Below are 26,051 nucleotides of genomic sequence, written 5' to 3'. Positions count from 1 at the left end.
CGGTGTCCGATCGGAGGCCGCACCCCTTCTGTTCCGAGGTGGAACGCGGGCGCTCCCACCTGCGGCGACACGCGGTCGTCTCACATCGTGAGAACTTCTGGCCACATAGTTGGACATCCGATATTCTGTCGTCCTAGGAGCCAGCGGTGTCCGACTCCACCGGTCGACGCCGCCGTCCGCCGCTTCCGCCCGCCCCCACCCGGGTCCGCGGAGGCGGCCCCGGCGACCCCGCCGGGAACCACGCTCCCGTCTTTCTCTCATCTCTCGCGGTCACCGTGGACCGCGGCATCCGCACGGCGCGCCCATCCGGCCCGAGTGCACGCGATGCCGGTCACGCACCGCAATCGGAGTCCCACATGATGTACGACATGGTCGAGTACCCGTCCGCCTCCGACGTCGACGACGAGATCCACCGCGCGCTCCAGGACGCCCTGAACCGCCGCGACTGAAAGGTCGGGCGACGGACGCCGCCGGTCTCGCGGACCGGTATGGTTGTCTCATTCAGTGTTCATTCTGATCTCACCATGTGAGAAGTAGCCGGTGGGATCGCGATCGGAGCAGAGGCAGGCCGCATGGCAGCGCGCACGGTGAAACTGGCCGTCATCCCCGGCGACGGGATCGGACCCGAGGTCGTCGCCGAGGGCCTCAAGGTGCTGGAGGTCGCCGCCGCCCGGCACGACCTCGCCGTCGAGACCACCGAGTACGAGCTCGGCGCCCGGCTCTGGCACCGCACCGGCGAGACCCTGCCCGACTCCGTCGCCGCGGAGCTGGCGCAGCACGAGGCCGTCTACCTGGGCGCGGTCGGGGACCCCACGGTCCCCAGCGGCGTCCTGGAGCGCGGCCTGCTGCTGCGCCTGCGCTTCGACTTCGACCACTACGTCAACCTGCGCCCCGTGCGCCTGTACCCCGGCGTGGAGAGCCCGCTGGCCGGAGTGGGCCCCGAGGACATCGACATGCTCGTCGTCCGCGAGGGCACCGAGGGCCCCTACGCCGGGGCCGGCGGCGTCCTGCGCAAGGGCACGCCGCACGAGATCGCCACCCAGGACAGCGTCAACACCCGCTTCGGCGTGGAGCGCGTCGTCCGCTTCGCCTTCGCCAAGGCCGCCGAGCGCCCGCGCAAGAAGCTCACCCTGGTCCACAAGGACAACGTCCTGACCTTCGCGGGCGAGCTGTGGCAGCGCGTCGTCCGCGAGGTCGGCGCCGAGTACCCGCAGGTCTCGGTCGACTACTGCCACGTCGACGCCGCGGCGATGTTCTTCGTCAACCAGCCCGCCCGGTTCGACGTGATCGTCACCGACAACCTGTTCGGCGACATCATCACCGACATCGGCGCCGCCATCACCGGCGGCATCGGGCTGGCCGCCAGCGGCAACGTCAACCCGGACCGGACCTTCCCGAGCATGTTCGAGCCGGTCCACGGCTCGGCCCCCGACATCGCCGGGCAGGGCAAGGCCGACCCGACCGCCACCGTGCTGTCGGCCGCCATGCTGCTGGACCACCTCGGCGTCCCCGAGGCGGCCCGCCGCATCGAGGCCGCGGTCTCCGCCGACCTCAAGTCCCGTGCCCCCGGCGAGACCCGCTCCACCTCCCGCATCGGCGACGACCTCGCCGCGCGAGTAGCCGAGCAGGGCTGACGCCCCGCGTCGGCCCTGCCCCGTCGATGGACCAGGGCGCGGCCGACCGGCACAGCCACCGCGAACACCCGTGAGGGCGCGCCCGGACATCCCCGGGCGCGCCCTCGCCGTGTTACGGGCCCGTTGCTCCCGCTCTGGCACAGGGTGCGCTCTTCCGACAGACTAGATCCCAGGTCGGCGGCGCTGCCGACCTGATGCACCCGAGAGGACCGACGAGTCATGACCAACGACAACACCACCACGAGCGGGTTGGCGTTCGACATCCAGCTCTCCGACCGGCGGAAGACCCCGCAGGAGCGAGAGGCACTGCTGGAGAGTCCGGGGTTCGGCCAGGTGTTCACCGACCACATGGTGAGCATCCGCTACACCGAGGGCAAGGGGTGGCACGACGCGAAGCTGGAGCCCTACGGCCCGCTGAGCCTGGACCCGGCCACCTCCGCGCTCCACTACGCCCAGGAGATCTTCGAGGGGCTCAAGGCCTACCGCCACCCCGACGGCTCCCTGGCCTCCTTCCGGCCCGAGGCCAACGCGGCCCGCTTCAACCGGAGCGCCGCCCGCATGGCCATGCCGGAGCTTCCCGAGGACCTGTTCCTCAAGTCCATCGAGCTGCTGCTGGAGCACGACGGCGAGTGGGTCCCCACCAAGCCCGACTTCAGCCTCTACCTGCGCCCGTTCATGATCTCGACGGACGTCGGCCTGGGGGTCAACCACCCCTCCCGCAGCTACGTCTACCTGCTCATCGCCTCCCCGGTCGGCTCCTACTTCTCGGGCGGCATCAAGCCGGTCACCGTCTGGCTGTCCACGGACTACACGCGCGCCGCCCCCGGCGGCACCGGCGCGGCCAAGTTCGCGGGCAACTACGCGGCCAGCTTCCTGGCCCAGGCCCAGGCCGTGGAGAAGGGCTGCGACCAGGTGGTCTGGCTGGACGCCCGCGAGCACCGCTGGGTCGAGGAGATGGGCGGCATGAACCTGTGGTTCGTGTTCGGCTCCGGTGAGAACGCGCGCCTGCGCACGCCCCCGCTGACCGGCACGCTGCTGCCCGGCATCACCCGCGAGTCGCTGCTGACCCTCGCCCCCGACCTGGGCATCCCGGCGGAGGAGAAGCCGATCTCCACCGAGGAGTGGCGCAAGGCCGCCGAGTCGGGCGAGCTGACCGAGGTCTTCGCCTGCGGCACGGCCGCGGTGATCACCCCGGTCGGGTTCGTCAAGAGCGACGAGGGCGAGTTCACCATCGGCGACGGCACCCCCGGCCCGATCACCATGCGCCTGCGCGAGGAGCTGGTGGGCGTGCAGACCGGGCAGCGCCCCGACGAGCACGGCTGGGTGACCCGCTTCGGGAAGTAGACCCGGACGCGGGACACCGAACGCGGGCCGCCGGGGTCTCCCCGGCGGCCCGCGGCGTCCGGCCCGGCCCCGCCCGATTCGTCCAGTGGGAGAAATCACTGTCCCACATGTTGGGACAATCGGTCCGCGGGCGGGGTCACGGACGTCGTCCTGTGGCACACTGGCCGCATGCCGTCTCAGGTGATCATCATCGTGAGGCGCGCCGGCTGACAACGGACCTGGCCGGCGCGCAGACCTCTCATGTCCATGGGGGGTCTTTTTTGTTGGCCGGGTCCGGGTCGGTCCTCCACAGCATCCACCTTCGGGAGTTCCACCCATGAGGAACGACGGTTTCCACGTTTTCGACACCACGCTGCGCGACGGGGCCCAGCGCGAGGGGATCAATCTCCGGGTCTCCGACAAGCTGGCCATCGCCGCGCTGCTGGACGACTTCGGGGTGGGGTTCATCGAGGGAGGGTGGCCGGGGGCGAACCCCAAGGACACCGAATTCTTCCAGCGGGCTTCACAAGAGCTCTCGCTGAAGCACGCGCAACTCACCGCGTTCGGCGCGACCCGCCGGGCCGGTGTGAGGGCCGCCGACGACCCCATGGTGGCCGCGCTGCGCGACAGCGGCGCGCCGGTCGTCACCCTTGTCGCCAAGAGTGACGACCGGCACGTCGAGCGCGCACTGCGCACGACCCTCGACGAGAACCTCGCCATGATCGCCGACACGGTGTCCTACCTGCGCGAACACGGCCAGCGCGTGTTCGTGGACTGTGAGCACTTCTTCGACGGGTACCGGCACGACCCGTCCTACGCCCTCGACGTCGTGCGCACCGCGGCCGGCGCCGGCGCCGACGTCGTGATCCTGTGCGACACCAACGGGGGCATGCTCCCCGACGACGTCTTCCGCACCGTCACCGAGGTGCGCGAGGCCACCGGCGCCCGGCTGGGCATGCACGCCCAGGACGACACCGGGTGCGCCGTGGCCAACACCCTGGCCGCCGTGGACGCCGGCGCCACCCACGTGCAGTGCACCGCCAACGGCTACGGGGAGCGGGTGGGCAACGCCGACCTGTTCGCCGTGGTGGGGGCGCTCACCCTCAAGCGCGGCATGGACGTGCTCCCCCAGGGCTGCCTGGAGGAGATGACCCGGGTGTCGCACGCCGTCGCCGAGATCGTCAACCTGGCCCCGGACACGCACCGCCCCTACGTGGGGGTGTCGGCGTTCGCGCACAAGGCCGGGCTGCACGCCTCCGCGATCAAGGTCGACCCCGACCTGTACCAGCACACCGACCCGGCGCTGGTCGGCAACACCATGCGCATGCTCGTCTCCGACATGGCCGGGCGCGCGTCCATCGAGCTCAAGGCCCAGGAGCTGGGCCTGGACCTGGCCGGCGACCGCGCCCTGTCGGGCCGGGTCGTGGAGCGGGTCAAGGGCCTGGAGCTGTCGGGGTACAGCTTCGAGGCGGCCGACGCCTCCCTGGAGCTGCTGCTGCGGGAGGAGATGGGCGAGCCGGTCCGCTACTTCGAGACGGAGTCGTGGCGGGTCATCACCGAACGCCGCCCCCGGGACGGGGCACCGCTGTTCGGCGCGTACGAGAGCCTGACCGAGGCCACCGTCAAGCTGACGGTCAAGGGCGAGCGGGTCATCGCCACCGCCGAGGGCAACGGCCCGGTCAACGCGCTGGACCGGGCGCTGCGCTCCTCCATGGAGGGCGTGTACACGGCGCTGGCCGGACTGGAGCTGGTGGACTACAAGGTCCGCATCCTGGAGGGCAGCTCGGGCACCAACGCCATCACCCGCACGCTCGTCACGTTCAGCGACGGCGCGGGGGAGTGGACGACCGTGGGCGTGGGCCCCAACGTCGTGGACGCCTCCTGGGTGGCCCTGGAGCAGGCCTTCAACTACGGCCTGCTGCGCCAGGGGTACCCGCGCGAACGCGACGTGTGACGGACGGCCGCCCGCCGCGGCACGGGCCCCTCGACCGGACGGCCCCGGACGAGGGACCCGTCCCGCGCGGCGGGCCCCCGGACCGCGCCCGCCGACCTTCGGGGGCGGTGGACGCCGTCCCCGGGGTGCGGCCACCGTGTTCCGCGTCGCTCGATGCCGCGAACTTCTGGTGAACCCGCACGTTACGAGCGGTGATCGGTGCCGGACATAACCGCCCCGCGTCCCCCCGTTGGCACACCGTTCCCCCCGCAGGGGGGAAGCGGTCACCCGCCCGGACAAGACTGCGGGGCGTGTCCTCACCAACCACCCCCACCGGAGGGGGAGGGGGCGCGACCACCACCCCGACGGCCACCGCACCCCTGAAACCCCCGCAGGCGCGCCGTACCCGCCAGAGCAGGGAGACCGTGCTGGCCTGGGCGTTCCTGGCGCCCTCGATCGCGGTGTTCGCGCTCTTCCTCGCCTATCCCCTCGGCCGCACCGTGTACCTGTCGATGCACGGCAACGACATCATCGGCAGGCCCGACCGGTTCGTCGGGTTCGGCCACTTCGCCGAAATGGCCTCGCCCGAGTTCGGCGAGGTCCTGCTCACCACCCTGCTCTTCACGCTCGGCACCGTCGTTCCCGGGGTGCTCGGCGCGCTCGTCATCGTCCTCCTGCTGGAGGGCGTCATCCGCGGACAGCGCATCCTGCGCGGCGCCTTCGCCCTGCCCTTCGCGTTCTCCGTGGCCAGCGCCTCGGTGATCTTCGTGGTGTTCTACAGCTCCGGCAACAGCGTGCTCAACGGCATCCTGTACCGCGTCGGGCTCTCCCAGGTCCCCTGGCTGACCTCCCAGGAGATGGCCCTGTGGTCGGTGTGCATCACCACGGTCTGGATGAACCTCGGCTACGGGGTGCTCGTCCTGGCCGCCGGGATCGGCTCCATACCCAGGGAGGTCAACGAGGCCGCCCGCATCGACGGGGCCACCGGTGTGCGCCTGGCCCGCGACGTCACCGTCCCCATGCTCGGCCCGCAGCTGTTCTTCCTCATCGTGATCTCCACGATCAACGCCCTCCAGGGCTTCGGGCAGATCCACATCCTCACCCGGGGCGGGCCCAGCGGTTCCACGACCACCCTGGTCTACTCCATCTTCGAGCACGCCTTCGCCTACAGCACCAGCGACTTCGGCCGGGCCAGCGCCCAGGCCCTCGTCCTGCTGCTGGTGGTCCTGGTGTGCACCGCGGTCCAGTTCGGCGTCATCGAGCGGAAGGTGCACTACGCATGACCGCGGCCCCCCTCACCACCGTCGGACGCGGCGACCCGGCCCCGGCCCCTCCGGAGCCCCGGCGCCGCCGCCACCGGCCCTCCCCGCGCTTCCTGCTCGGCCGGGCGGTGCTCTACCTGCTGCTGCTCGTGTTCCTGGTCCCCACCCTGTTCCCGGTGTACTACGTGTTCGCCGGAGCGCTCATGGACCCCAGGGAGCTGTCGACCTTCCCGGCGCAGCTGCTCCCCACCGGGCTGCACACGGACAACATCACGGCCGCCCTGAACGCCGTACCGCTGGTGCGCATGTACGGGAACTCGCTCCTCATGGCGGGGATCATCACGGTCTCCCAGCTGGCCACCTCGGCCCTGGCCGCCTACGCCTTCGTGTTCCTGCGCTTCCGCGGATCGGCCGTGGTCTTCGCCCTGTTCCTGGCGACCCTGATGGTCCCGGGCGAGGCCACCTTCATCCCCAACTACCTGACCATCGCCTCCTGGGGCCTCACCGACACCTTCGCGGGCCTGGTCATGCCCTTCCTGGCCTACGCCTTCGGCACGTTCCTGCTGCGCCAGAGCTTCAAGCAGTTCCCCGGGGAGCTGTACGACGCGGCGCGCATGGACGGCATGGGGCACCTGCGGTTCCTGTGGACGGTCCTCGTCCCGCTCAGCCGTCCCGCGCTCAGCGCCGTCGGCGTCTACGTGTTCATCACCAGCTGGAACATGTACTTCTGGCCGCTGATCATCACCCGCAGCACCGAGATGCAGACCCTCCAGATCGGACTCAACAGCCTCAAGACCGGTGAGGCGTCCGACCCCGGCCTGCTCCTGGCCGGAGCGGCCCTCTCCGTCCTGCCCACCCTCGCCCTCGTGGTCTTCGGACAGCGCTTCATCGTCCGCGGGCTCACGGCCGGGGCGGTCAAGTAGCCGGACCCCGATCGCCCGCACCCCGAGAACCCGGGTGCGGTCCCCCTACCGACCACAGGAAGCGACGAAGCATGAGAATCTCCCCCCGGCGGCACGCGGTCCGTGCCGCCGCCCTGATCACCGGCCTGGGCCTGGTCCTGAGCGGCTGCTCCGGCGGCGGTGGTGGCGACAGCACCCTCACCGCACCCGGCGCGGAGGTCCTGGAGGGCCTGGACGAGGCGGTCCAGGTGGAGTTCTGGCACAGCATGGACGCCACCAACGGACAGGTGCTCGACGGTCTCATCGAGGAGTTCAACGCCCAGAACGAGGGCCGCATCGAGGTCACCGGCTCCTTCCAGGGCGACTACGACACCGCGCTGGCCAACCACCGGGCCGCCATCCAGCAGGGCGAGACCGCCGAGCTGATCATGATCTTCGACCTGGGCACCCAGTTCATGATCGACTCCGGGCAGACCGTGCCCGCGCAGTCCTTCATCGACGCGGACGGCTACGACACCGGGCCGATCGAGGACGCGCTGCTCAACTACTTCACGGTGGACGGCGAGCTGCGGTCCTTCCCGTTCAACAACTCCACCCCGCTGATGTACATCAACCGGGACGCCTTCGAGGAGGCGGGCCTGGACCCCGACTCCCCGCCCGCCGACCTCGCGGAGATCCGCGAGGCGGCCGAGAAGCTGACCGTCCGCGACGACGACGGCACCGTCGTGCAGTACGGGTTCGGGGCCGCCGTCTACGGCTGGTTCATCGAGCAGTTCATGGCCCGTGCCGGAGTCCCCTACTGCGACAACTCCAACGGCCGCAGCGGCCGGGCCGCGGAGGTGCTCTTCGACGCCCCCAAGGTCGTCGAGATGGTCGAGTGGTGGCAGGGGATGGTCGACGACGAGCTCGCCCTCCAGATCGGCCGCAACACCGACGAGGCCCAGGCCGCGTTCAACTCGGGCCGGGTCGCGATGACCCTGGAGTCCACCGGTTCGCTGGGCGGCTTCATCGAGCAGGCCGACTTCGAGGTGGGCGCCGGGTACTTCCCGCTGGTCGCCGCGGGCGACCCGGGCGGCTCGATCATCGGCGGCGCCTCCCTGTGGATCAACGGCGAGGGGCACAGCGAGCAGGAGGTCCGCGCCTCCTGGGAGTTCGTGCAGTTCCTGCTGACCCCCGAGTCCCAGTCGAAGTGGCACGCCGGGACCGGCTACCTGTCCGTCAACACGGAGGGCTACGACGGTCCGGAGGCACAGGAGCGGGCCGAGGAGTTCCCGCAGTTCTCCGTGGCGGCGGCCCAGCTCGCCGACTCCGAGATCAACGAGAACACCGCCGGGTGCATGATGGGCGTCATGGCGGAGGCGCGCGCCGCCGCCGAGGAGGGCTGGGAGACCGCCCTGACCAGTGACACCCCCGCCGAGGAGGCCATGGCGGCGGCCGCCGACCGGCTGACCACCCCCATCGAGGAGTACAACGCCTCCGTGGAGGAGTGACCCCCGCTTCAAGGACCGCGGGCCGGGGGAGCGTCCTCCGGCCCGCGGCGGTGTCCGGGGCGGGCGGGTCAGGGGGCGCGGCGCACACGGGTCGCGGGCGGGGCGTCGGCGGTGTGCAGGAGCACCCCGCCGTCGTCGGCGCGCAGCAGCCAGTGGCCGCCGTCGCGTTCGGGGGTGCCGGGCCGGCCGTCGGGGTCCACCGCCCAGGCCAGGCCGCGGGCGACCGGCCCGGTCACCGGGTGCTCCAGGTAGGAGGAGACCCAGACGCCCAGTGCCGGGGCGTGGCCCCCGAGGGCGCCGAGGCGCTCCTGCTCGGCCTTGAAGGTCCTGCGGACGCGCGCCGCCCGGTCCTTGGCCTCCTTGAGGGCCTCGGGGTGTTCCGCGGCAAGCTCCCGGGGCGCCCGGGAGCCGGTCCTCCCGTCGGGTCCGGTGTACCGCAGGGCCACTCCCCCCTCCGTCACGGCGACCGTCACGCTGTGGCCGCCGACCCGCTCGGTGCGGGTCCCGTCGGGGCCGAGCCCGTGCGCGGGGACGGTGCGCTCCGCGGCCTCGGCGGCGGACAGGCCCATGCGGTCGGCCACCGTCCTCAGCGTGGCGTCGGCGTACCCCACCGCCGTCCGGTCCCGGAGCTCGGAGCGGATCTCCACCAGGGCCGCCAGCGACTCCGGACCGGGCAGCCGGTTGAACGTGAGGAGGAAGGAGCCGGCCCTGTCCAGCGCCCGGGGGCCGCGCCCGGCCGCGGGGACGCCCAGGTGCAGCACCAGGCGGCGCAGCAGGTCCGGCGCCCACCGCGGGACCGGGTCCAGCAGGGGCAACAGCTCGGACATCCCCCGCAGCAGGTGGCCGGCGTGCACGGCGATGTACTTCTCCCCGCGGTGGCGGACGTGCCCCGGCAGGTGGTGGTCGAGGCGGTCCCGCGCGGTGAGGGCGGGAACGGGATCGGGCAGGTCGGGCAGGTCCAGCGCCACCTCCAGGAACCCGCGCAGCGCCCCGTCGAGGTCGGTGAACCCGGTGAGCAGGTCGGGCAGGCCCTGTCGCCAGGTGTCCCCGTGGAAGGGCTGGAGGGAGTGCACGAGCAGGGCGGGCAGCCCCGGAGCGGTGAGCAGGTCCGGGCGCGCGGCGCGCAGCCGGTCGAAGAACCGGTCCCCGGCGTAGCAGAGCCCGTCGAGGGAGGCGGGGGCCTCGCCCAGCTCCAGCAGGGCCCCCAGCAGCCGGTGGTGGGCCTGCTCCCGGTCCCGGTCCTCGGCCGGGACGGACACCAGCCACTCCTCCAGGTGGGCGGCCACCGCGCGGACGGTGTCGGCGGAGGCGGCCAGGACGTGGCGCGGCGCCTTCGCGCAGGCGTTCACCGCCAGGTCGGAGGGGCGCAGCCCCAGGGCGCAGGTGCGCAGCAGCAGCGGGAGGGTGGCGCCGTCCCAGTCCAGCGCGGAGCGGGAGAAGTGGCGCTGGATCCGCCGGTGCCGCCGGGCCTCCTCCTCGGTGCGGGCCGGTGCCGCCTCCTCCGGCCCCGTGTACGGGGGCATGGTCGCCAGCGACCACACCAGGACACGGCGGAGGGTGTCATGGTCCAGGCCGTCCAGCAGGAGGTCCGCCCCCGTGCCGGGACGGCGGCTGGTGAGCCCCCAGGTCGGCAGGTGGTCCGCGGGCAGGGCGGCCACCTCGCGGTCGAACTCCGCCGCGGCCGCGGGCAGGGACGGGGTGTACAGCTCCTCGAGCAGGTCGGCGGCGGCGGGGGAGAGGGCGAACCCCCCGGCCTGCGCCTCGGCCCAGGAGCGTGCTGCGGAAGACGTCATCGGCGGCCCTTCGTACCGGTCGGTGTCGGCGGTGGGATCCCCCGGCGCCCGCCGCGGTTCGCGGTCAGCCGACGACCAGGCCGCCCTCCCCGGTGACGGTCACCGGGTACTCCTCCAGGGGCTCGGAGGCCGGGCCGTCCGTCCGGGAGCCGTCGGCGATGGAGAACCGGCTGCCGTGGCACGGGCACACGATCTCGTCGCCGACCACCTCGTCCACCGGGCAGCCCTCGTGGGTGCAGGTGGTGGAGAACGCCCGGAACTCGCCCTCCTCCGGCTGGGTCAGGACCACGGCGGCCCCGGGCAGGACGACGCCGCCGCCGACCGGCACCTCCTCGACGGTGGCCACGGACTCCTCCGGTGAGGGCGCCGGAGCGCTCTCGGGGGAGGGGGAGGCCGGGGCCCCGGTGCCCTGTCCGGGGCCCGAGCAGGCGGCGACGGCGCCGGTGGCCGCGCCCGCGGCCGCGCCCAGGACCGCCCTCCTGCTCAGCGGGAAGGGAACGTTCACGGGTGCGGCCTCTCTGTTCGGGACCGGGGTCAGTCGTCCCCGGGCGGGTCGTTGTCCGGGTACACCCAGCCGTTGGCCTCGCAGCCCTGGAGGTCCAGCGTCTGCTGCTGCATCACCGGGGCGGTCTCGCCCTCCCCCGGGCAGAACACGTGGCCGTGGCCCAGGGTGTGGCCCACCTCGTGGTTGATCAGGTAGATCCGGTAGGTCTCCAGGTCGCCCTCGAAGTGCGGGACCCCGGCCACCCAGCGGTTCTGGTTGATGATGGCCCGGTTGCCGTTGGCGCAGGAGACGTACCCGTTGGTGCGCAGCGGCGCGCACAGGCGGTCGACCGTGTCGGGGGCGGCCAGCAGCACCCGGATGTCGGCGTCGTCGCCGTCCACCCGCTGCATCGACCGCTTCCCGTCGTCGCCCCAGCTGCGCGGGTCGCCCAGGATCAGCTCGACGGCCTCGGCGAAGTCCTCGGCCTCGCCGGGCAGGCCCTTCTCGACCTCCACGGCGAACGTCGTCACCGGCCCCTCGCCCATGACGTCGCCCTCGCCCTCCAGCACGGAGAACTCGCCGTCGGCGGTGTCGACCTCCTCCACGACCGAGCGCAGCAGCACCGGCTCGTCCTCCTCCTTCTCCTCCTCGGAGGGAGAGGGGGAGGGGGACGCCGGGGCGGCCGACTCCTCGGACCGCCCGTCGGCACTGGCCTCCGGCGGGGTCCCGGCCGCGCCGGGCGTCCCGTCGCCGACCGGCCCGGAGGAGCCCGCGGGGGTGCCCGAGTCCTGCAACGGCGGCGGCACGCTGACCATCAGCACGGCGGAGGCGCCCGAGACCAGGCACAGGCCGAGGGCGAGACCCGCCGAGTACCGGCGGGGCCGGCGGCGACGGCCCCGCGGGGACGGAGCGGACGTGGGCACGGGGCACCTCTCAGTAACGGACGACGGACCCCAGCATGCCATGACCGCGGCCGTGGGGAGGGCCAAGCCGGAGGTGCGGCACCGCCGTCGTGCCGTCGGGGGCGGGCGCGGATAACCTGCAAGCGCAAACGTGTCGATCTGGGAGGACAAGCAGTGCGCATCGCACGGTTCGCGGCCGGTGACGAGGTCGGGTTCGGCCTCGTGGAGACCGATACCGACAGCGGCGACGAGTACGTCGCCAGGCTCAACGGGCACCCGCTGCTCGGCGACATCAAGCTGACCGGGGAGAGGGCCAAGCTCGCCGACGTCCGCCTGTTGTCGCCGGTCCTGCCCACCAAGGTGGTCTGCATCGGCAAGAACTACGCCGACCACGTCGCGGAGATGCAGGACATCACGGGCGAGACCACGGAGGAGCCCGTGGTCTTCCTCAAGCCGTCCACCGCCGTGGCCGGGCCCACGGACCCGATCTTCCACCCGGCGGTCTCCGAGCGGGTCGACTTCGAGGGCGAGCTGGCCATCGTCATCTCCCGGCCCTGCCGCGAGGTGCCCCGGGAGCGGGCCGCCGACGTCATCTTCGGGTACACCGTCGCCAACGACGTCACCGCCCGCGACCTGCAGCAGAAGGACAAGCAGTGGACCCGGGCCAAGGGGTTCGACTCCTTCTGCCCGATCGGTCCGTGGATCACCACCGGGCTGAGCATCGACGAGGCGCAGGACCTGGCGGTCACCACCACCGTGGACGGCGAGGTCCGGCAGAGTGGACGAACATCACAGTTCATCCACGACATCCCGGGCATGATCTCCTACGTCACCTCATTCATGACGCTGCTCCCCGGCGACGTCCTCCTCACCGGCACACCCGCCGGCGTCGGCCCGGTGCGGGTCGGCCAGGAGGTCTCGGTGACGGTGGAGCGGCTGGGCACGATCAGCAACCGGGTCGTCGCCCGGGACTGAAGGCCCCGGCCCGGCCGCGACCCGGCCGGGCCGCACCGTCCCCGGGCGGCCCCGGCCGCCGCCCGACACCTCACCGGAAGGGCTCCGAAGTGGCCATCCTCCCGTCCCGACGCACCGGCACCCTGATCCTGGCCGGTCTCGTCGCGCTGGCCCTGGTCGCCGGCGGCGGCTACCTGTGGGTGACACGCACCGACGACCGCGGAACCGACCCCCGAGCGGAGGCTGGAACACCCATGAGCGGATCACTGCGCGTCATGCTCTCCGGAGACTCCATGACCCAGGGCGCCAACGGCGACCGGACGTGGCGCTACCACCTGTGGAACCACCTGGAGCCCGCCGTGGAGGGGCTCGACTTCGTCGGCCCCTACACCGACCCGGCCACCACCGACATGATCATCCCGGTGCCCACCGACGAGGCCCGGCCCTCCGACGAGGACTCGCCCTCCGACGGGCCCACCGCGGACGGGCCCGCCGACGAGCGGCGCGCCGACGGGTCCGCCGGGGCGGAGCCCGAGGACTCCGGGAGCCCCACGGAGCCCGCCGGCCACGGCTGGCCGGGCGCCGACGGGGACGCCGGCACCGGCGAGTACCGCGACCCCGACTTCGACCAGGACCACAACGCCGTGTGGGGCCGCACCCTGCGCGACGCCTCCGCCAGCATCGAGGAGGAGGTGCGCCGCTACGAGCCGGACGTGCTGTGCACCCTCATCGGCGTCAACGACCTGTTGTGGCCGATCGGGATGGAGGAGATGGAGCAGCGGCTGCGCCGGTACATCGAGGGCGCCCGCGAGGGCAACCCCGACGTGAGGATCGTCCTGGCCGAGGCGCTGCCCATCGCCTACGCCGACAACGACCCCGGGTTCGCGCTGCGCACGTACTCCTACAACGTCCTCATCCGGGACCTGGCCGGGGAGCTGTCCACCGAGCGCTCCCCGGTGATCAGCGTCGACATCGCCGAGCGCGAGGAGTGGGACGTGAAGGCCGACACCTACGACGGCACCCACCCCAACGCGCGGGGCGAGATCAAGATCGCGGCGGCCTTCGCCGACGCCCTCTCCGAGGCCTACGGGGTGGGCGGGCCCTACCCCCGACCCCTCCCCGAACCCTCCTGAGCACGCCGGGAACGGCCGGACGGGGCCCGCGCGGTCCGTTCGGCCCTACCCTGGAAGGCGTGACCGAGACTTCGATTCGTACCCGCTTCGCCCCGTCCCCTACGGGCATGTTCCACGTCGGCGGCGCCCGCTCCGCGCTCTTCAACTGGGCTCTGGCACAGCAGCAGCCCGAGGGGCGCATGGTGCTGCGCATCGAGGACACCGACGCCGCGCGCAACCGCCCGGAATGGACCGAGGGCATCATCAGGGCCCTGGCCTGGCTGGGCATCGGGGAGGACGACCCCCACTTCGAGGGGCCCTACTTCCAGTCCGCCTACGCCGACAAGCACCGCGAGGCGGCGCAGGAGCTGTACAAGAACGGCCGCGCCTACTACTGCGACTGCACCCGCGAGCAGCTGGAGGCCCGCCGCGACAACCCCAACCTGGGCTACGACGGCTTCTGCCGCGACCGCGGCCTGGAGGCCGGCCCCGGCCGGGCGCTGCGGTTCCGCGTGCCCGACGGCGGGCCCACGGTCGTGGACGACCGGATCCGCGGCCGGGTGGAGTTCGCCCACTCGGCCATCGAGGACTTCGTGATCGCCCGGGCCGACGGCTCCCCGCTGTTCGTGCTGGCCAACGTGGTCGACGACGTCGAGATGGGCATCACCCAGGTCGTCCGCGGCGAGGAGCACCTGTCCAACACCCCCAAGCAGCAGCTGCTGTGGGAGGCGCTGGGCCACACCCCGCCGGTGTGGGCGCACCTGCCCGTCATCGTCAACGAGCAGCGCAAGAAGCTGTCCAAGCGCCGCGACAAGGTCGCCCTGGAGTCCTACCAGGAGGAGGGCTACCTGGCGGAGGCGATGGTCAACTACCTGATGCTGCTGGGCTGGGGCCCGGGCGACGACCGCGAGATCATGCCGTGGTCGGAGATGGTGCCGCTGTTCCGCATCGAGGACGTCAACAGCTCCAGCGCGTTCTTCGACGAGAAGAAGCTGCGCGCCTTCAACGGCGAGTACATCCGGGCGCTGGGCGTGGACGAGTTCGTCGAGCGCTGCGCCCCCTGGGTGACCGGCGAGGACACCCCGTGGGCGGCCGCCGACTTCGACCCGGAGGTGTTCCGGGCGGTCGCGCCGCTGGCCCAGAGCCGGGTCGCGGTGCTGTCGGAGATCGTGCCCAACGTCGACTTCCTGTTCCTCGCCGAGCCGGTGGAGGACGAGAAGAGCTGGGCCAAGGCGATGAAGCCGGGTGTGGGCGAGGAGATGCTCGCCGCCTCCCTGGAGCGCTTCGCCGACCCGTCCCTGGAGTGGAACGCCGAGGCGCTCAAGACCGCCACCGAGGAGACCGGCGCCGGCCTGGGCCTCAAGCTCGGCAAGGCCCAGGCGCCCGTGCGCGTCGCGGTGACCGGCCGCACGGTCGGCCTGCCGCTGTTCGAGTCCCTGGAGCTGCTGGGCCGCGAACGCGTCCTGGCGCGGCTGGGCGCGGCCCTGGAGAAGCTGCGCGCCCAGGGGCCCGCCGAGCAGTCCTAGCGTTCACCGGAGCAGCACATCCGCTGCTCAGAGGGGTGCACAACGGGGTGGTCGGGGTCACGGACCCCCCACCCCGTTTTCGGTTCGCGAGCACTCTGAAGTTCCGCTAGAGTTATCCACGTCGCCGAGGGGGACAGGGAAAGCGGAAAAGCGGACCGGGTCCTCCCAGAGCACTGGGGTATGGTGTAATCGGCAGCACGACTGATTCTGGTTCAGTTAGTCTAGGTTCGAGTCCTGGTACCCCAGCGCGGTCCGAGTGAGAGCTCGGGCCATCGGGTCCGAAGGACCCGGCACGCGCCCCCGTCGTCTAGTGGCCTAGGACGCCGCCCTCTCAAGGCGGTAACGGCGGTTCGAATCCGCTCGGGGGTACCACAGGGAGCGCCTCCCACCATCGTGGGGGGCTTCTTTCTGGCCGGTGTTCGTCACCGGTGTCCGGTTCGACCGGGTATCGTAGGGTCGGTGGTCACGCCGACCACTGCACCAGCAGTTCAGGCCCCCGTCGTCTAGTGGCCTAGGACGCCGCCCTCTCAAGGCGGTAACGGCGGTTCGAATCCGCTCGGGGGTACCAGCACCAAGGCCCCGCCCACCAGGGCGGGGCCTTCGTCGTTCCCGGAGCCCCGGGCCCGCCCGGGTCAGCCCCGGGAGGTCAGGGCGCTCAGCTCCTCCTCCGGCGCCCCGGCGGCCAGCACCATCGCGACCAGCTGGTCCAGCAGCCAGTCGGCCAGCTCCTCCGCGGTCCGCCCGCGCTCCCGGAGCCACAGCATCACCGCGGTCTCCACCACCGAGATCCAGCAGCGCAGCGCCATCAGCACCGGCGGGGAGGGCGGCCGCGGGCCGACGCGGTCCAGGAGGAGCTCCAACACCCCCGTGCGCACCCGGTCGATCTCCGCCTCGGTCTCCTCGGTGGCGATCACCGAGCCGCCGCGCAGCAGCGCGACGTAGGCGGGGGAGTAGGAGTCGGCGAACTCGACGAACCGGACCAGGGAGCCCCGCAGCTGCTCCCGCGGCGGCAGGTCCGCGGGCGGCACCAGCCGTTCCAGCAGCTCGGACATGGCCTGTTCCAGGGCCTCGCGGCGCAGCCGCGCCATGTTCGGGAAGTAGCGGTACACCAGCGCGCGGGACACGTCCGCGGCCTCGGCGATGTCCTCCGGGGTGACCTCTCCGGGCGGGCGCAGCGCGAAGACGCCCAGCGCCGTCCGGATCAGGTCCTCCCGGCGTTCGTGCGGCGCCATGCGGCGGGGCCGCCGCCCCGGCCCCGGCCGGTCCGCCGTGGGCTCCGAACCCGCCACCCGCGCCCGGTGACGGTCGGTCCTGTGGGACACCACCGTGGTGACGACCTCCCGAAAGTTCCTCTATCCCTCCTCCCGAACCTACCGGCGGCCACCGACACCGGCGGCCGCCGCGGCGGTCACCGGCACTCCGGGAAGTCCGCGACCGCGTCGGCGACGCGGCGGGCCGCCTCCTCGGGGGTGAGGCCGCGGCGGCGGTACGGGCGGGCGGCGGCTCCGGTGCCCACGGGGCCCGGGAGGACCGCGGTGACGCCGACGCCGGAGGCGGCCAGCTCGCGGCGCAGGGAGCGGCTGAGCGCCAGCACGGCGGCCCTGGCGGCCGGGTACGCCCCGTGCGCGCGCGGGGCCCGGCCGGCGGCGACGGAGACGGTGTTGACGATGAGGCCGCCGCCCCCGGCCCCGGCCATCACCGGGGCGAAGGCGCGGCAGCCGTGGACCACGCCCCGCAGGCCGGCGTCGACCGGGCGCTCCAGGTCGGCGTCCGGGATGCGGAGCAGGGGCCCGGCGGGCACGGTCCCGGCGTTGTTGACGACCAGGTCCGGCACCCCGGACTCCTCGCGCAGCCGGGCGGCGAGCCCGTGGACGGCGGAGGCGTCGGCGACGTCCACCCGCCGGGGGACGGCGCCGGGGGTGAGCCGGGCGCACAGCTCGGCGGTGCGCTCGGCGGCCGGGCCGTCGGCGTCCACGGCGACCACCCGGGCGCCGCGTTCGGCCAGTTCCAGGCTCAGGGCCCGGCCGACGCCGCCGCCCGCCCCGGTGACCACCGCGAGCTGCCCGGCGAAGGCGCCGCCGTGGCGGTGGGCCGCCTCGGGGGACCGGCGGGTCCGGGGCGCTCCGGACTCCACCTCCGCGACGAAGGAGCGCAGCCGGTCGGCCACCGCCGCCGGGCGCGAGCGCAGCGACCAGTGGCCGCCGTGGAAGCGGTGGAAGCGCAGGTCGTCGACCCAGCGGCCGGCGTTGGACTGGAGCGGGCCGACCATGAACGCGTCGCGGGTGGGTGCCAGCACCTGCACCGGGACCGCGGTGCGGCGCTCGGCCGGGCGGGTGAGCCGGGGGGCCATGTTGGCCCGGTACAGCGCCAGGCCGTTGACGTAGTCGCGGGTGGCGCGGCGGGCGGGGCGCACCGGCCCGCCGCCGGCCCGCTCCAGCCCGGCCAGCGCCGCCCCGCCCAGCCCGGTCAGCCAGAACAGCTCCGGGACCAGCGGGGTGTGGAAGAACCCGATGTAGCCGGAGCGCACGGCCTGGCGCAGGACGGCGCGCAGGCCGTCGGGGGCCGAGCGGAACCAGTGCCCGGCGTGGTCCAGGTCCGGCCCGGAGATCGAGGTGTAGGAGGCGAACCGGTCCGCGTACCGGGGCTCGGTGACGGCGTGCCAGCTCTGGATGGACCCCCAGTCGTGGCCGACCAGGTGGACCGGCCGGCCCGCGCCGACGGCGTCGGCGACGGCGGCGACGTCCGCGGCCAGCCGGTCCAGGCGGTAGCCGGCGCGGGTGCCGGGGGCGGTGGAGCGCCCGGCGCCGCGCACGTCGTAGGCGGCGATCCGGTACTCCCCGGCCAGTTCCGCGACCAGGGCGTCCCACACCGAGGAGTTGTCGGGGTAGCCGTGGACGAGCAGCAGGACGGGGCGGTCGGCGGGTCCGGTGGTGCGGACGGCCAGTCGCTGGCCGTCGGGGGCGGTGACGTACTGGTGCACTCGGCTCTCCTCGGGGGGCGGGGTCCCGGACGTGCTCGTGTGAGACTTCGCGTCATGTTAGACAACCCGTCAGTAAGCGTCCACGGGCGGCCCCGGCCCCAGGTGGCGCCCGGACGCGGAAGACCCCGCCCGGCGGTGGCCGGACGGGGTCGTGCGCGCTGTGGCGGCCGTGGGGTGCGCGGCCGCGGGGAAGAGTGGTGGGGGTGCGGGTCAGTGGGACTCGACGCTGTGCAGGGACTCGCTGATCTTCTCGGCGGCGGACAGGATCGCCTGGGAGTGGATGCGCCCCGGCGAGCGGGTCAGGCGCTCGATGGGGCCCGACACCGAGACCGCGGCGATCACGCGCCCGCCCGGCCCGGACACCGGCGCCGACACCGAGGCGACGCCCTGCTCGCGCTCGGCCACGCTCTGGGCCCAGCGGCGGCGGCGGACCTGGGCCAGGCTGGCCGCGGTGAAGCGGGCGCCCACCAGGGAGCGGCGGATGCGGTCCGGGTCCTCCCAGGCCAGCAGCACCTGCGCCGCGGAGCCGGCGTTCATGGGCAGCTCGCTGCCGACCGGCACGGTGTCGCGCAGGCCGCTGGTGCGCTCGGAGGCGGCCACGCACACGCGCACGTCGCCCTGGCGGCGGTAGAGCTGGGCGCTCTCCCCGGTGAGGTCGCGCAGCTGCACCAGGACCGGAGCGGCCACGGCCAGCAGGCGGTCCTCCCCGGTGGCGATCGACAGCTCACCCAGGCGCGGGCCCAGCACGAAGCGCCCCTGGCTATCCCGGGAGACCATGCGGTGCCGCTCCAGGGCGACCGCCAGCCGGTGGGCCGTGGGCCGGGCCAGGCCGGTGATCTGGACCAGCTGGGCCAGGGAGGCCGGTCCGGATTCCAGGGCGTCCAGGACGGACATCGTCTTGTCGAGTACTCCGACGCCGCTGGATGAGCTAGAGTTGTCCATGACTTGATATTGCCGTCTCGAAATATGGAATGCAAGTCAGAGTCCGCGCACGGAACGAACGAGAGAGGCGATCGCCCATGGCACGCACGATGGCCGAGAAGGTCTGGGAGGAGCACGTCGTCCGGCGTGCCGAGGGCGAGCCGGACCTGCTCTACATCGACCTCCACCTCGTCCACGAGGTGACCAGCCCCCAGGCCTTCGAGGGCCTGCGGCTGGCGGGCCGCTCGGTGCGCCGCCCGGACCTGACCATCGCGACCGAGGACCACAACGTCCCCACCATGGACCTGCTGGCCCCCATCGCGGACCCGGTCTCCCGCAAGCAGGTCGAGACGCTGCGCAAGAACTGCTCCGACTTCGGCGTCCGCCTGCACCCCATGGGCGACATCGAGCAGGGCGTCGTGCACGTGGTCGGCCCCCAGCTCGGCCTGACCCAGCCCGGCATGACCATCGTCTGCGGCGACAGCCACACCAGCACCCACGGCGCGTTCGGCGCGCTGGCCTTCGGCATCGGCACCAGCCAGGTCGAGCACGTGCTGGCCACCCAGACCCTGCCCATGGCCCCGTTCAAGACCATGGCCGTCACGGTCAACGGGAAGCTCAGGCCGGGCGTGTCCGCCAAGGACATCATCCTGGCGGTCATCGCCAAGATCGGCACCGGCGGCGGCCAGGGCTACGTCCTGGAGTACCGGGGCGAGGCCATCGAGGCCCTCTCGATGGAGGCCCGCATGACCGTGTGCAACATGTCCATCGAGGCGGGCGCCCGGGCCGGGATGATCGCGCCCGACCAGACCACGTTCGACTACATCGAGGGCCGCCCGCACGCCCCGCAGGGCGCCGACTTCGAGGCCGCCGTCGAGCACTGGAAGACCCTGCGCACCGACGAGGGCGCGGTCTTCGACGCCGAGGTGGTGCTGGACGCCGACGAGCTCAGCCCGTTCGTCACCTGGGGCACCAACCCGGGCCAGGGCGTCCCGCTGGACGCCGCGGTGCCCGACCCCGCCTCCTACGACGACCCCTCCGAGCGCGCCGCCGCCGAGAAGGCCCTGGCCTACATGGGCCTGGAGGCCGGGACCCCGATGCGCGAGGTGCGGGTGGACACCGTCTTCCTGGGCTCGTGCACCAACGGCCGCATCGAGGACCTGCGCACCGCCGCCGAGATCATCAGGGGCCGCAAGGTCGCCGAGGGCGTCCGGATGCTGGTCGTCCCCGGCTCCATGCGGGTCAAGGAGCAGGCCAACGCCGAGGGCCTGGGCGCGGTCTTCGAGGAGGCCGGGGCCGAGTGGCGCGAGGCCGGCTGCTCCATGTGCCTGGGCATGAACCCCGACCAGCTCAAGCCCGGCGAGCGCAGCGCCTCCACCTCCAACCGCAACTTCGAGGGGCGCCAGGGCAAGGGCGGCCGCACCCACCTGGTGTCGCCGCAGGTCGCCGCCGCCACCGCGGTGCGCGGCACGCTGTCCTCGCCCGCCGACCTGGCCGACCTGTAGCCGCGCCCGACCACGACAGGAGGAGACCTGCCATGGAGAAGTTCAACGTCCACACCGGTCGGGCCGTGCCGCTGCGCGCGAGCAACGTCGACACCGACCAGATCATCCCCGCCGTCTACCTCAAGCGGGTCAGCCGCACCGGGTTCGAGGACGGCCTGTTCGCCGAGTGGCGCGAGGACCCCGACTTCGTCCTCAACCGCCCCGAGTACCAGGGCGCGTCCGTGCTGGTGGCCGGGCCCGACTTCGGCACCGGCTCGTCCCGCGAGCACGCCGTGTGGGCGCTGCAGGACTACGGCTTCAAGACCGTGCTGTCCTCCCGGTTCGCCGACATCTTCCGCGGCAACTCCCTCAAGGGCGGCCTGCTGACCGTGCTGCTGCCGCAGGAGGTCATCGAGCGGCTCTGGAAGGCCGTCGAGGCCGACCCGGCCACCGAGATCACCGTGGACCTGGTGGAGCGCGAGGTGCGCGCTCCCGGGGCCGGCGTGCAGGAGGCGTTCGAGCTGGACGACTACACCCGCTGGCGGCTCCTGGAGGGCCTGGACGACATCGGGCTGACTCTGCGTCACACGGACGCGATCGCGGAGTTCGAGGAGCGGCGCAAGCCGTGGCTGCCGGTGACCCTGTAGCGGTCCGAACCCCTTACGGGACGGGGGTCGGCGGGGCTGTGTGACGCAGCGCACCCGTCGGCCCCCAAATATTTTACCTTTACTTGGCGTGACCGAACTGCGGTGCTCCCCGTATCCGTGAACAGGGTCCACCGCTCGCCCGGAATCCGGTTATACATAGGCATTTGAGGATCACAGAGAGGGGCAAAAGGGACCCGTCGGGATGCCTCCGAGTGCACGGCGGAGCCGTCCCGGAGAGTGACCGCGCAGGTCGGACCGGCCCCGACACGCCCTAACCGCAGGCGTTTGTATTTGTGCAAGGGCCTCTGTGTCCCCTAATTTCGTGCGAGCAAGGGGGAACCGGAGGAACCTTATGAACAAGCGTGACCTGATCGACGCGATCTCCGACCGACTCGGAGACAAGAAGACCGCGACCGAAGCGGTCAACGCTGTGCTTGAGACCATTCAGGCCACCGTGGCGTCGGGCGACAAGGTCGCCATCACCGGCTTCGGTGTTTTCGAGAAGGCCGAGCGGGCCGCGCGCACCGCTCGCAACCCCGCCACCGGCGCCACCATCGACGTTCCCGCGAGCTTCGTTCCGAAGTTCCGGGCCGGCGCCGACTTCAAGGCACTCGTCAACGGGGACAAGAAGTAGGCACGGTCGATCCGACCGTGACCGCGCTCCGCCCGGGTCCGCACGGACCCGGGCGGAGTCGTGTCCGGGGTCCGGAGCGGGCGGGTGCCCCTCAGGGGGCCCCGGGGCCGGGCTGGAGCAGCGCGGCGGCCAGCGACCGCGTGCGCGGGCCCACGCCCAGCTCCAGCGCCGCCGCCAGGTCGGCGGGGGTGTCCACGTCCCGGCGCACCGACTCCACGTCCGGGAGCGGCAGCTCCACCGCGCCGGCGGCCAGGTGCCGCTCGCGCGAGGCGCCCTCGAAGGCGGGGGAGAACCCGTGCCCCGGCGACGCCGCGAACAGGGTCGTCCCCACCCCGGGGGCGTCGGCCAGGAACGAGCGGCCGTGCCCGGCCGCGGCCGCCAGCACACGGCCCAGCTCCGCCGGGCGCAGCGCGGGCAGGTCCGCCGACAGCGCGCACACGCCCGCCCCCGGCGCCCGCAGCCGCGCCGCGCGCGCCCCGTGCTCCAGCGCCGGGTTGAGGCCGGTGCCCGGCTCCCCGGTCACCACCGCCGCCCCCAGCGCCGCCAGCTCCGCCCCCGCCCTCGGGTCCTCGGTGACCGCGAACACCTCCGCCACCGCCGGACAGGCGAGCGCGGCGGCCACCGTGTCACAGGCGAACGCCAGGGCCAGCTCCTCGCGCCGGGGGCCCAGGGCCGGGGCCAGGCGCGACTTGGCGAGCCCGAGGTGCTTGACTGGGATGACCAGGGACCAGCGCACCCCGGGGTCCGCGACCCCCTCCCGCTCTCCGACGCCGGCCACGCTCTCCCCCGGGACGCTCGTACGGCCACGACAGTGACGAGGGTAGGGCTTCACGGGGGCGGGACCGGGCGGTGGCCGGGCCCGGAGACGTTCCGGCACCGTGACCTGCCCTTGCGGAGCGGGAGTGGGGCCGGGAGCGTCCTAGACTGAACCGATTGTGCTTCGAGGTCCGTTAGGGACCCGGGAGCGATGGAATGAGGAGTCCCGTGGCCAAGGCCAAGCAACGAGAATCGCGGTGGGTGAAGGCGGTCGTCTCCCGCATCGTCCGCTTCGTCCTGTGGTTCGTCACCAAGCCGGACTGGAAGGGCACCGAGAACGTTCCGGCCCAGGGCGGCGTGATCATCGCGGCCAACCACCTGTCGCTGGCGGACCCGCTGACGGTGGCGCACTTCCTCTACATCGGGGCCCGCCGCTGGCCCACCTTCACGATGAAGGACGGGGTCATGAAGATCCCCGTGGTGCGGTCGGTCGCCAAGAGCACGGGGCAGATCCCGGTCAAGCGCGGGACCACCGACGCCGTCAAGGCCCTCAAGGAGGCCGAGCTGGCGCTCACCCGGGACGGCGCGTCGGTGATCTTCTACCCCGAGGGCACCTGCACCCGGGACCCGGACCTGTGGCCGATGAGCGCCAAGACGGGTGTCGCCCGGCTGGCCCTGACCACCGGCGTCCCCGTCGTCCCGGTGGCCCACTGGGGCGAGCAGAACATCCTGCCCTACGGCTCCAAGAAGCCGAGGCTCTTCCCGCGCAAGCGCCTGGAGTTCCTGGCCGGCCCCCCGGTCGACCTGGAGCGCTTCAAGGGGCGGCCGCTGACCGCGACGGTCCTCAAGGAGGCCACCGACGCGATCATGGACGACATCACCGCCCTCCAGGCGAAGATCCGCGGCGAGCAGCCGCCGGCGGTGCGCTACGACCTCAAGCGCGCGCGCCTGGAGGAGGCCGAGAAGAAGAGGGCCGGGGACGCCGGCGGCGACGACACGACGAAGGGTGCGGCGGAGTGACGGTGACGGGCAACGACAGCGCGCGGATCGCCGTCCTGGGCTCCGGGTCGTGGGGCACCGTGTTCGCGAACGTCATCGCGGACGCCGCCGCCCACGCCCTGTCCCAGGACCCGGCCGCCCCCGCCGCGGAGGTCGTCCTGTGGGGACGGCGGGCCGAGGTGGTCGACGCCGTCAACCGGACCTCCCAGAACCCCGACTACCTGCCGGGGCTCACGCTCAACCCGCGGCTGACCGCCACCACCGACGCCGCCAAGGCGCTGGCGGAGGCCGGGGTCGTCGTGATGGCGGTGCCGACCCAGTCGCTGCGGGACAACCTGGCGCAGTGGCGCGGGTACCTGCGCGAGGACGCGGTGGTCGTCAGCCTCATGAAGGGCGTGGAGCTGGGCACCCACCTGACCGCCTCGCAGATCATCGCGGAGGTGCTGGAGCTGCCCGCCGAGCGCATCGCCGTGGTCTCGGGCCCCAACCTGGCCCGGGAGATCGCCGAGCGCCAGCCCGCCACCGCCGTGGTCGCCTGCCCGCACGAGGAGACGGCCGTCCGCCTCCAGGCGCTGTTCAAGGCCCCGTACTTCCGCCCCTACACCAGCACCGACCTGGTGGGCGTGGAGATCGGCGGCGCCATGAAGAACGTGATCGCGCTGGCCGTGGGCGTGGCCGAGGGCATGGGCTTCGGCGACAACACCAAGGCGTCGCTCATCACCCGCGGCCTGGCCGAGACGACGCGCCTGGCGGTGGCCCTGGGCGCCGACGAGCACACCCTGTCCGGGCTGGCCGGAATGGGCGACCTCGTCGCGACATGCTCGTCGCCGCTGTCGCGGAACCGGACCTTCGGTGAGAAACTGGGCAAGGGCAAGACCCTCGAGCAGGTCATCGCCGAGACCCGGCAGACCGCGGAGGGGGTCAAGTCCTCGGAGTCGGTCCTGGAACTGGGCTGGGCCCGCGGGGTCGACCTGCCGATCACCGAGGCCGTCGTCAAGATGATGCACCACGACCTGAGCCCCGCGGAGGCGCTCGTCGCCTTCATGGCGCGCAGTGCCAAACCCGAGCGCTACGGGGTCTGAGAGCGAGCAGCGATGTCGTACACACCCGCGGCCGGGGGCGAGCACACCCGGGCGGTCTCCCCGCCGCCCGCGGCCGTCCCCGCCGAGCGCCCCATGCGGATGCCGGTCCACCGGGCGACCACCTACGCCTTCGACACCTCCCAGGACTACGCGGACGTGCTGTCCGGGGCGCAGCAGGGCTACTCCTACGCCCGCATCGACAGCCCCACCGTCGACGCCTTCGCCGAGGCGGTCGCGGCCCTGGAGGGCGCGGGCCTGCCCGACCGGGTGCGCGGCCAGGCGTTCGCCTCCGGGATGGGCGCGCTGAGCACCGTGTTCATGGCGCTCACCGAGGCCGGCTCGCACGTGGTCGCGGCGCGGTCCATCTACGGCAACACCTACTCGCTGCTGGACCGGCTGCTGCGCCGGTTCGGGGTGCGGACCGACTTCGTGGACATCACCGACCTGGACGCGGTGCGCGAGGCCGTGCGGCCGGGCACCGCGGTGCTGTTCACCGAGACCCTGTCCAACCCCACCATGACCGTCTCCGACCTGCCCGGGCTGGCCCAGATCGCCCGGGAGGCCGGGGCCGCCCTGGTGGTGGACTCCACGTTCGCCTCCCCGGCGGTGTGCCGGCCCCTGGAGTACGGGGCCGACATCGTGGTGCACTCGGCCACCAAGTACATCGGCGGGCACAGCGACACCACCGGCGGCGTGGCCGTCGCCGCGCCCTCCTTCATCGACCGGATCCGGTCGGCCCGGATCGACCTGGGGCCCTGCCTGGCCCCCGACGAGGCGTACCTGCTGCACCGGGGCCTGGAGACGCTGCCGCTGCGGGTGCAGCGCCAGTGCGAGACCGCCGCGGCGTTCGCCGCCGCGCTCGCCGAGCACCCGCTGGTGGAGCGGGTCGACCACCCGTCCCTGGACTCGCACCCGCAGGCGGGGCTGGCGGCCAAGCTGTTCGACCCCGGGCGGTACGGGGCCGTCGTCACCGTCCACCCGCGCGGCGGCTGGGAGGCGGGGATGGCCTTCGCCGACCGCCTGAAGGTCGCCACCATCGCCGCGTCCCTGGGCGGCACCCACACCCTCGCCGGTCACGTCGCCTCCACGTCGCACCGGAACATGAACGACGTCGAACTGGCGGCCGCCGACATCTCACCTGGTGCGGTGCGGTTCTCCATCGGCCTGGAGGACCCTCAGGACCTCATCGGGGACGCCCTGGCGGCCCTCGGGGGCAACTGACACACAGCGGGC

Annotated in this window: 22 protein-coding genes and 3 tRNA genes; 18 read left to right on the top strand and 7 right to left on the bottom strand. The window is 72.9% G+C overall.

Annotation, left to right across the window (positions count from 1 at the left end; genetic code table 11):
• Positions 1 to 572: 572 nt before the first annotated feature.
• From ABZ249_RS07055 to ABZ249_RS07030, 6 genes are all read left to right on the top strand, one after another.
• A complete protein-coding gene (locus ABZ249_RS07055) occupies positions 573 to 1,634 on the top strand; it encodes a 3-isopropylmalate dehydrogenase (protein ID WP_220563134.1) in 1,062 nt (353 codons plus the stop codon).
• A 219-nt stretch (positions 1,635 to 1,853) separates the two neighbouring features.
• Positions 1,854 to 2,978: a branched-chain amino acid aminotransferase gene (locus ABZ249_RS07050; RefSeq protein ID WP_220563133.1), complete on the top strand. Its 1,125-nt coding sequence runs from the start codon at positions 1,854 to 1,856 to the stop codon at positions 2,976 to 2,978.
• A gap of 316 nt (positions 2,979 to 3,294) precedes the next feature.
• Entirely contained in the window at positions 3,295 to 4,911 is a 1,617-nt protein-coding gene (gene cimA / locus ABZ249_RS07045) for a citramalate synthase (RefSeq protein WP_220563132.1), read from the top strand.
• 359 nt (positions 4,912 to 5,270) lie between these two features.
• A complete protein-coding gene (locus ABZ249_RS07040) occupies positions 5,271 to 6,173 on the top strand; it encodes a sugar ABC transporter permease (protein WP_355258761.1) in 903 nt (300 codons plus the stop codon).
• On the top strand, positions 6,170 to 7,075 hold the full coding sequence (locus ABZ249_RS07035) for a carbohydrate ABC transporter permease (RefSeq protein WP_355258364.1): 906 nt from the start codon (positions 6,170 to 6,172) through the stop codon (positions 7,073 to 7,075). Before ABZ249_RS07040 ends, ABZ249_RS07035 begins: the two co-directional genes overlap by 4 nt.
• Positions 7,076 to 7,146: 71 nt before the next feature.
• The gene (locus ABZ249_RS07030; protein WP_355258361.1) at positions 7,147 to 8,544 is read left to right on the top strand and encodes an ABC transporter substrate-binding protein; all 1,398 of its coding nucleotides are present in this window, start codon (positions 7,147 to 7,149) and stop codon (positions 8,542 to 8,544) included.
• Positions 8,545 to 8,612: 68 nt separating this feature from the next.
• Here the strand turns inward: ABZ249_RS07030 and ABZ249_RS07025 are convergent, their stop codons facing one another.
• The 3 genes from ABZ249_RS07025 to ABZ249_RS07015 form a co-directional block, all read right to left on the bottom strand.
• Entirely contained in the window at positions 8,613 to 10,337 is a 1,725-nt protein-coding gene (locus tag ABZ249_RS07025; RefSeq protein WP_355258358.1) for a hypothetical protein, read from the bottom strand.
• A 64-nt stretch (positions 10,338 to 10,401) separates the two neighbouring features.
• Complete coding sequence (locus ABZ249_RS07020; protein ID WP_355258355.1) at positions 10,402 to 10,842, bottom strand: Rieske (2Fe-2S) protein; 441 nt, start codon at positions 10,840 to 10,842, stop codon at positions 10,402 to 10,404.
• A gap of 29 nt (positions 10,843 to 10,871) precedes the next feature.
• The gene (locus ABZ249_RS07015; RefSeq protein ID WP_355258758.1) at positions 10,872 to 11,636 is read right to left on the bottom strand and encodes a DUF3152 domain-containing protein; all 765 of its coding nucleotides are present in this window, start codon (positions 11,634 to 11,636) and stop codon (positions 10,872 to 10,874) included.
• Positions 11,637 to 11,897: 261 nt separating this feature from the next.
• Here ABZ249_RS07015 and ABZ249_RS07010 point away from each other — a divergent pair, with 261 nt between their 5' ends.
• From ABZ249_RS07010 to ABZ249_RS06985, 6 genes are all read left to right on the top strand, one after another.
• A complete protein-coding gene (locus ABZ249_RS07010) occupies positions 11,898 to 12,698 on the top strand; it encodes a fumarylacetoacetate hydrolase family protein (protein ID WP_220563130.1) in 801 nt (266 codons plus the stop codon).
• A gap of 89 nt (positions 12,699 to 12,787) precedes the next feature.
• Positions 12,788 to 13,810, top strand: a complete 1,023-nt coding sequence (locus tag ABZ249_RS07005; RefSeq protein WP_355258352.1) for a GDSL-type esterase/lipase family protein — start codon at positions 12,788 to 12,790, stop codon at positions 13,808 to 13,810.
• Positions 13,811 to 13,869: 59 nt separating this feature from the next.
• Complete coding sequence (gene gltX / locus ABZ249_RS07000; RefSeq protein WP_220563129.1) at positions 13,870 to 15,315, top strand: glutamate--tRNA ligase; 1,446 nt, start codon at positions 13,870 to 13,872, stop codon at positions 15,313 to 15,315.
• 174 nt (positions 15,316 to 15,489) lie between these two features.
• Positions 15,490 to 15,561: transfer RNA gene (locus ABZ249_RS06995), tRNA-Gln, on the top strand.
• Positions 15,562 to 15,611: 50 nt separating this feature from the next.
• Positions 15,612 to 15,687 (top strand) — tRNA-Glu (locus ABZ249_RS06990).
• A 120-nt stretch (positions 15,688 to 15,807) separates the two neighbouring features.
• Positions 15,808 to 15,883: transfer RNA gene (locus tag ABZ249_RS06985), tRNA-Glu, on the top strand.
• Between the two features lie 64 nt (positions 15,884 to 15,947).
• Here ABZ249_RS06985 and ABZ249_RS06980 read toward each other — a convergent pair.
• The 3 genes from ABZ249_RS06980 to ABZ249_RS06970 all read right to left on the bottom strand — a co-directional run bounded on the left by ABZ249_RS06980 (position 15,948) and on the right by ABZ249_RS06970 (position 19,237).
• On the bottom strand, positions 15,948 to 16,547 hold the full coding sequence (locus ABZ249_RS06980) for a TetR/AcrR family transcriptional regulator (protein WP_355258349.1): 600 nt from the start codon (positions 16,545 to 16,547) through the stop codon (positions 15,948 to 15,950).
• 176 nt (positions 16,548 to 16,723) lie between these two features.
• A complete protein-coding gene (locus ABZ249_RS06975; protein ID WP_355258346.1) occupies positions 16,724 to 18,295 on the bottom strand; it encodes an SDR family oxidoreductase in 1,572 nt (523 codons plus the stop codon).
• A gap of 210 nt (positions 18,296 to 18,505) precedes the next feature.
• Entirely contained in the window at positions 18,506 to 19,237 is a 732-nt protein-coding gene (locus tag ABZ249_RS06970; protein ID WP_355258343.1) for an IclR family transcriptional regulator, read from the bottom strand.
• Between the two features lie 77 nt (positions 19,238 to 19,314).
• On the opposite strand from ABZ249_RS06970, the gene leuC reads away from it, so the two are divergent.
• The 3 genes from leuC (at position 19,315) to ABZ249_RS06955 (ending at position 21,981) form a co-directional block, all read left to right on the top strand.
• On the top strand, positions 19,315 to 20,721 hold the full coding sequence (gene leuC / locus ABZ249_RS06965; protein WP_220563125.1) for a 3-isopropylmalate dehydratase large subunit: 1,407 nt from the start codon (positions 19,315 to 19,317) through the stop codon (positions 20,719 to 20,721).
• A gap of 32 nt (positions 20,722 to 20,753) precedes the next feature.
• The gene (leuD, locus tag ABZ249_RS06960; RefSeq protein WP_220563124.1) at positions 20,754 to 21,347 is read left to right on the top strand and encodes a 3-isopropylmalate dehydratase small subunit; all 594 of its coding nucleotides are present in this window, start codon (positions 20,754 to 20,756) and stop codon (positions 21,345 to 21,347) included.
• A gap of 352 nt (positions 21,348 to 21,699) precedes the next feature.
• The gene (locus ABZ249_RS06955; RefSeq protein WP_073379845.1) at positions 21,700 to 21,981 is read left to right on the top strand and encodes an HU family DNA-binding protein; all 282 of its coding nucleotides are present in this window, start codon (positions 21,700 to 21,702) and stop codon (positions 21,979 to 21,981) included.
• Positions 21,982 to 22,072: 91 nt separating this feature from the next.
• Here the strand turns inward: ABZ249_RS06955 and cofC are convergent, their stop codons facing one another.
• On the bottom strand, positions 22,073 to 22,759 hold the full coding sequence (gene cofC / locus ABZ249_RS06950) for a 2-phospho-L-lactate guanylyltransferase (RefSeq protein ID WP_355258338.1): 687 nt from the start codon (positions 22,757 to 22,759) through the stop codon (positions 22,073 to 22,075).
• Positions 22,760 to 22,953: 194 nt separating this feature from the next.
• Between cofC and ABZ249_RS06945 the strand changes: the two genes are divergently transcribed.
• The 3 genes from ABZ249_RS06945 to ABZ249_RS06935 are packed head-to-tail and all read left to right on the top strand — an operon-like array spanning position 22,954 to position 26,039.
• A complete protein-coding gene (locus ABZ249_RS06945; protein ID WP_355258335.1) occupies positions 22,954 to 23,757 on the top strand; it encodes a lysophospholipid acyltransferase family protein in 804 nt (267 codons plus the stop codon).
• A gap of 2 nt (positions 23,758 to 23,759) precedes the next feature.
• Positions 23,760 to 24,818 carry an NAD(P)H-dependent glycerol-3-phosphate dehydrogenase gene (locus tag ABZ249_RS06940; RefSeq protein WP_355258331.1) on the top strand — a complete coding sequence of 353 codons (1,059 nt, stop codon included), beginning with the start codon at positions 23,760 to 23,762 and terminating at the stop codon, positions 24,816 to 24,818.
• A gap of 12 nt (positions 24,819 to 24,830) precedes the next feature.
• Positions 24,831 to 26,039 carry an aminotransferase class I/II-fold pyridoxal phosphate-dependent enzyme gene (locus ABZ249_RS06935; protein WP_355258328.1) on the top strand — a complete coding sequence of 403 codons (1,209 nt, stop codon included), beginning with the start codon at positions 24,831 to 24,833 and terminating at the stop codon, positions 26,037 to 26,039.
• The last annotated feature ends 12 nt before the right edge of the window (positions 26,040 to 26,051 follow it).

The sequence above is a fragment of the Nocardiopsis sp. NPDC006139 genome, from assembly GCF_040614155.1.
Taxonomy (GTDB): Bacteria; Actinomycetota; Actinomycetes; order Streptosporangiales; family Streptosporangiaceae; genus Nocardiopsis; species Nocardiopsis changdeensis.
The sequence above is the reverse complement of the archived record's forward strand: the minus strand, read 5'-3'. Positions and strand labels throughout refer to the sequence as shown.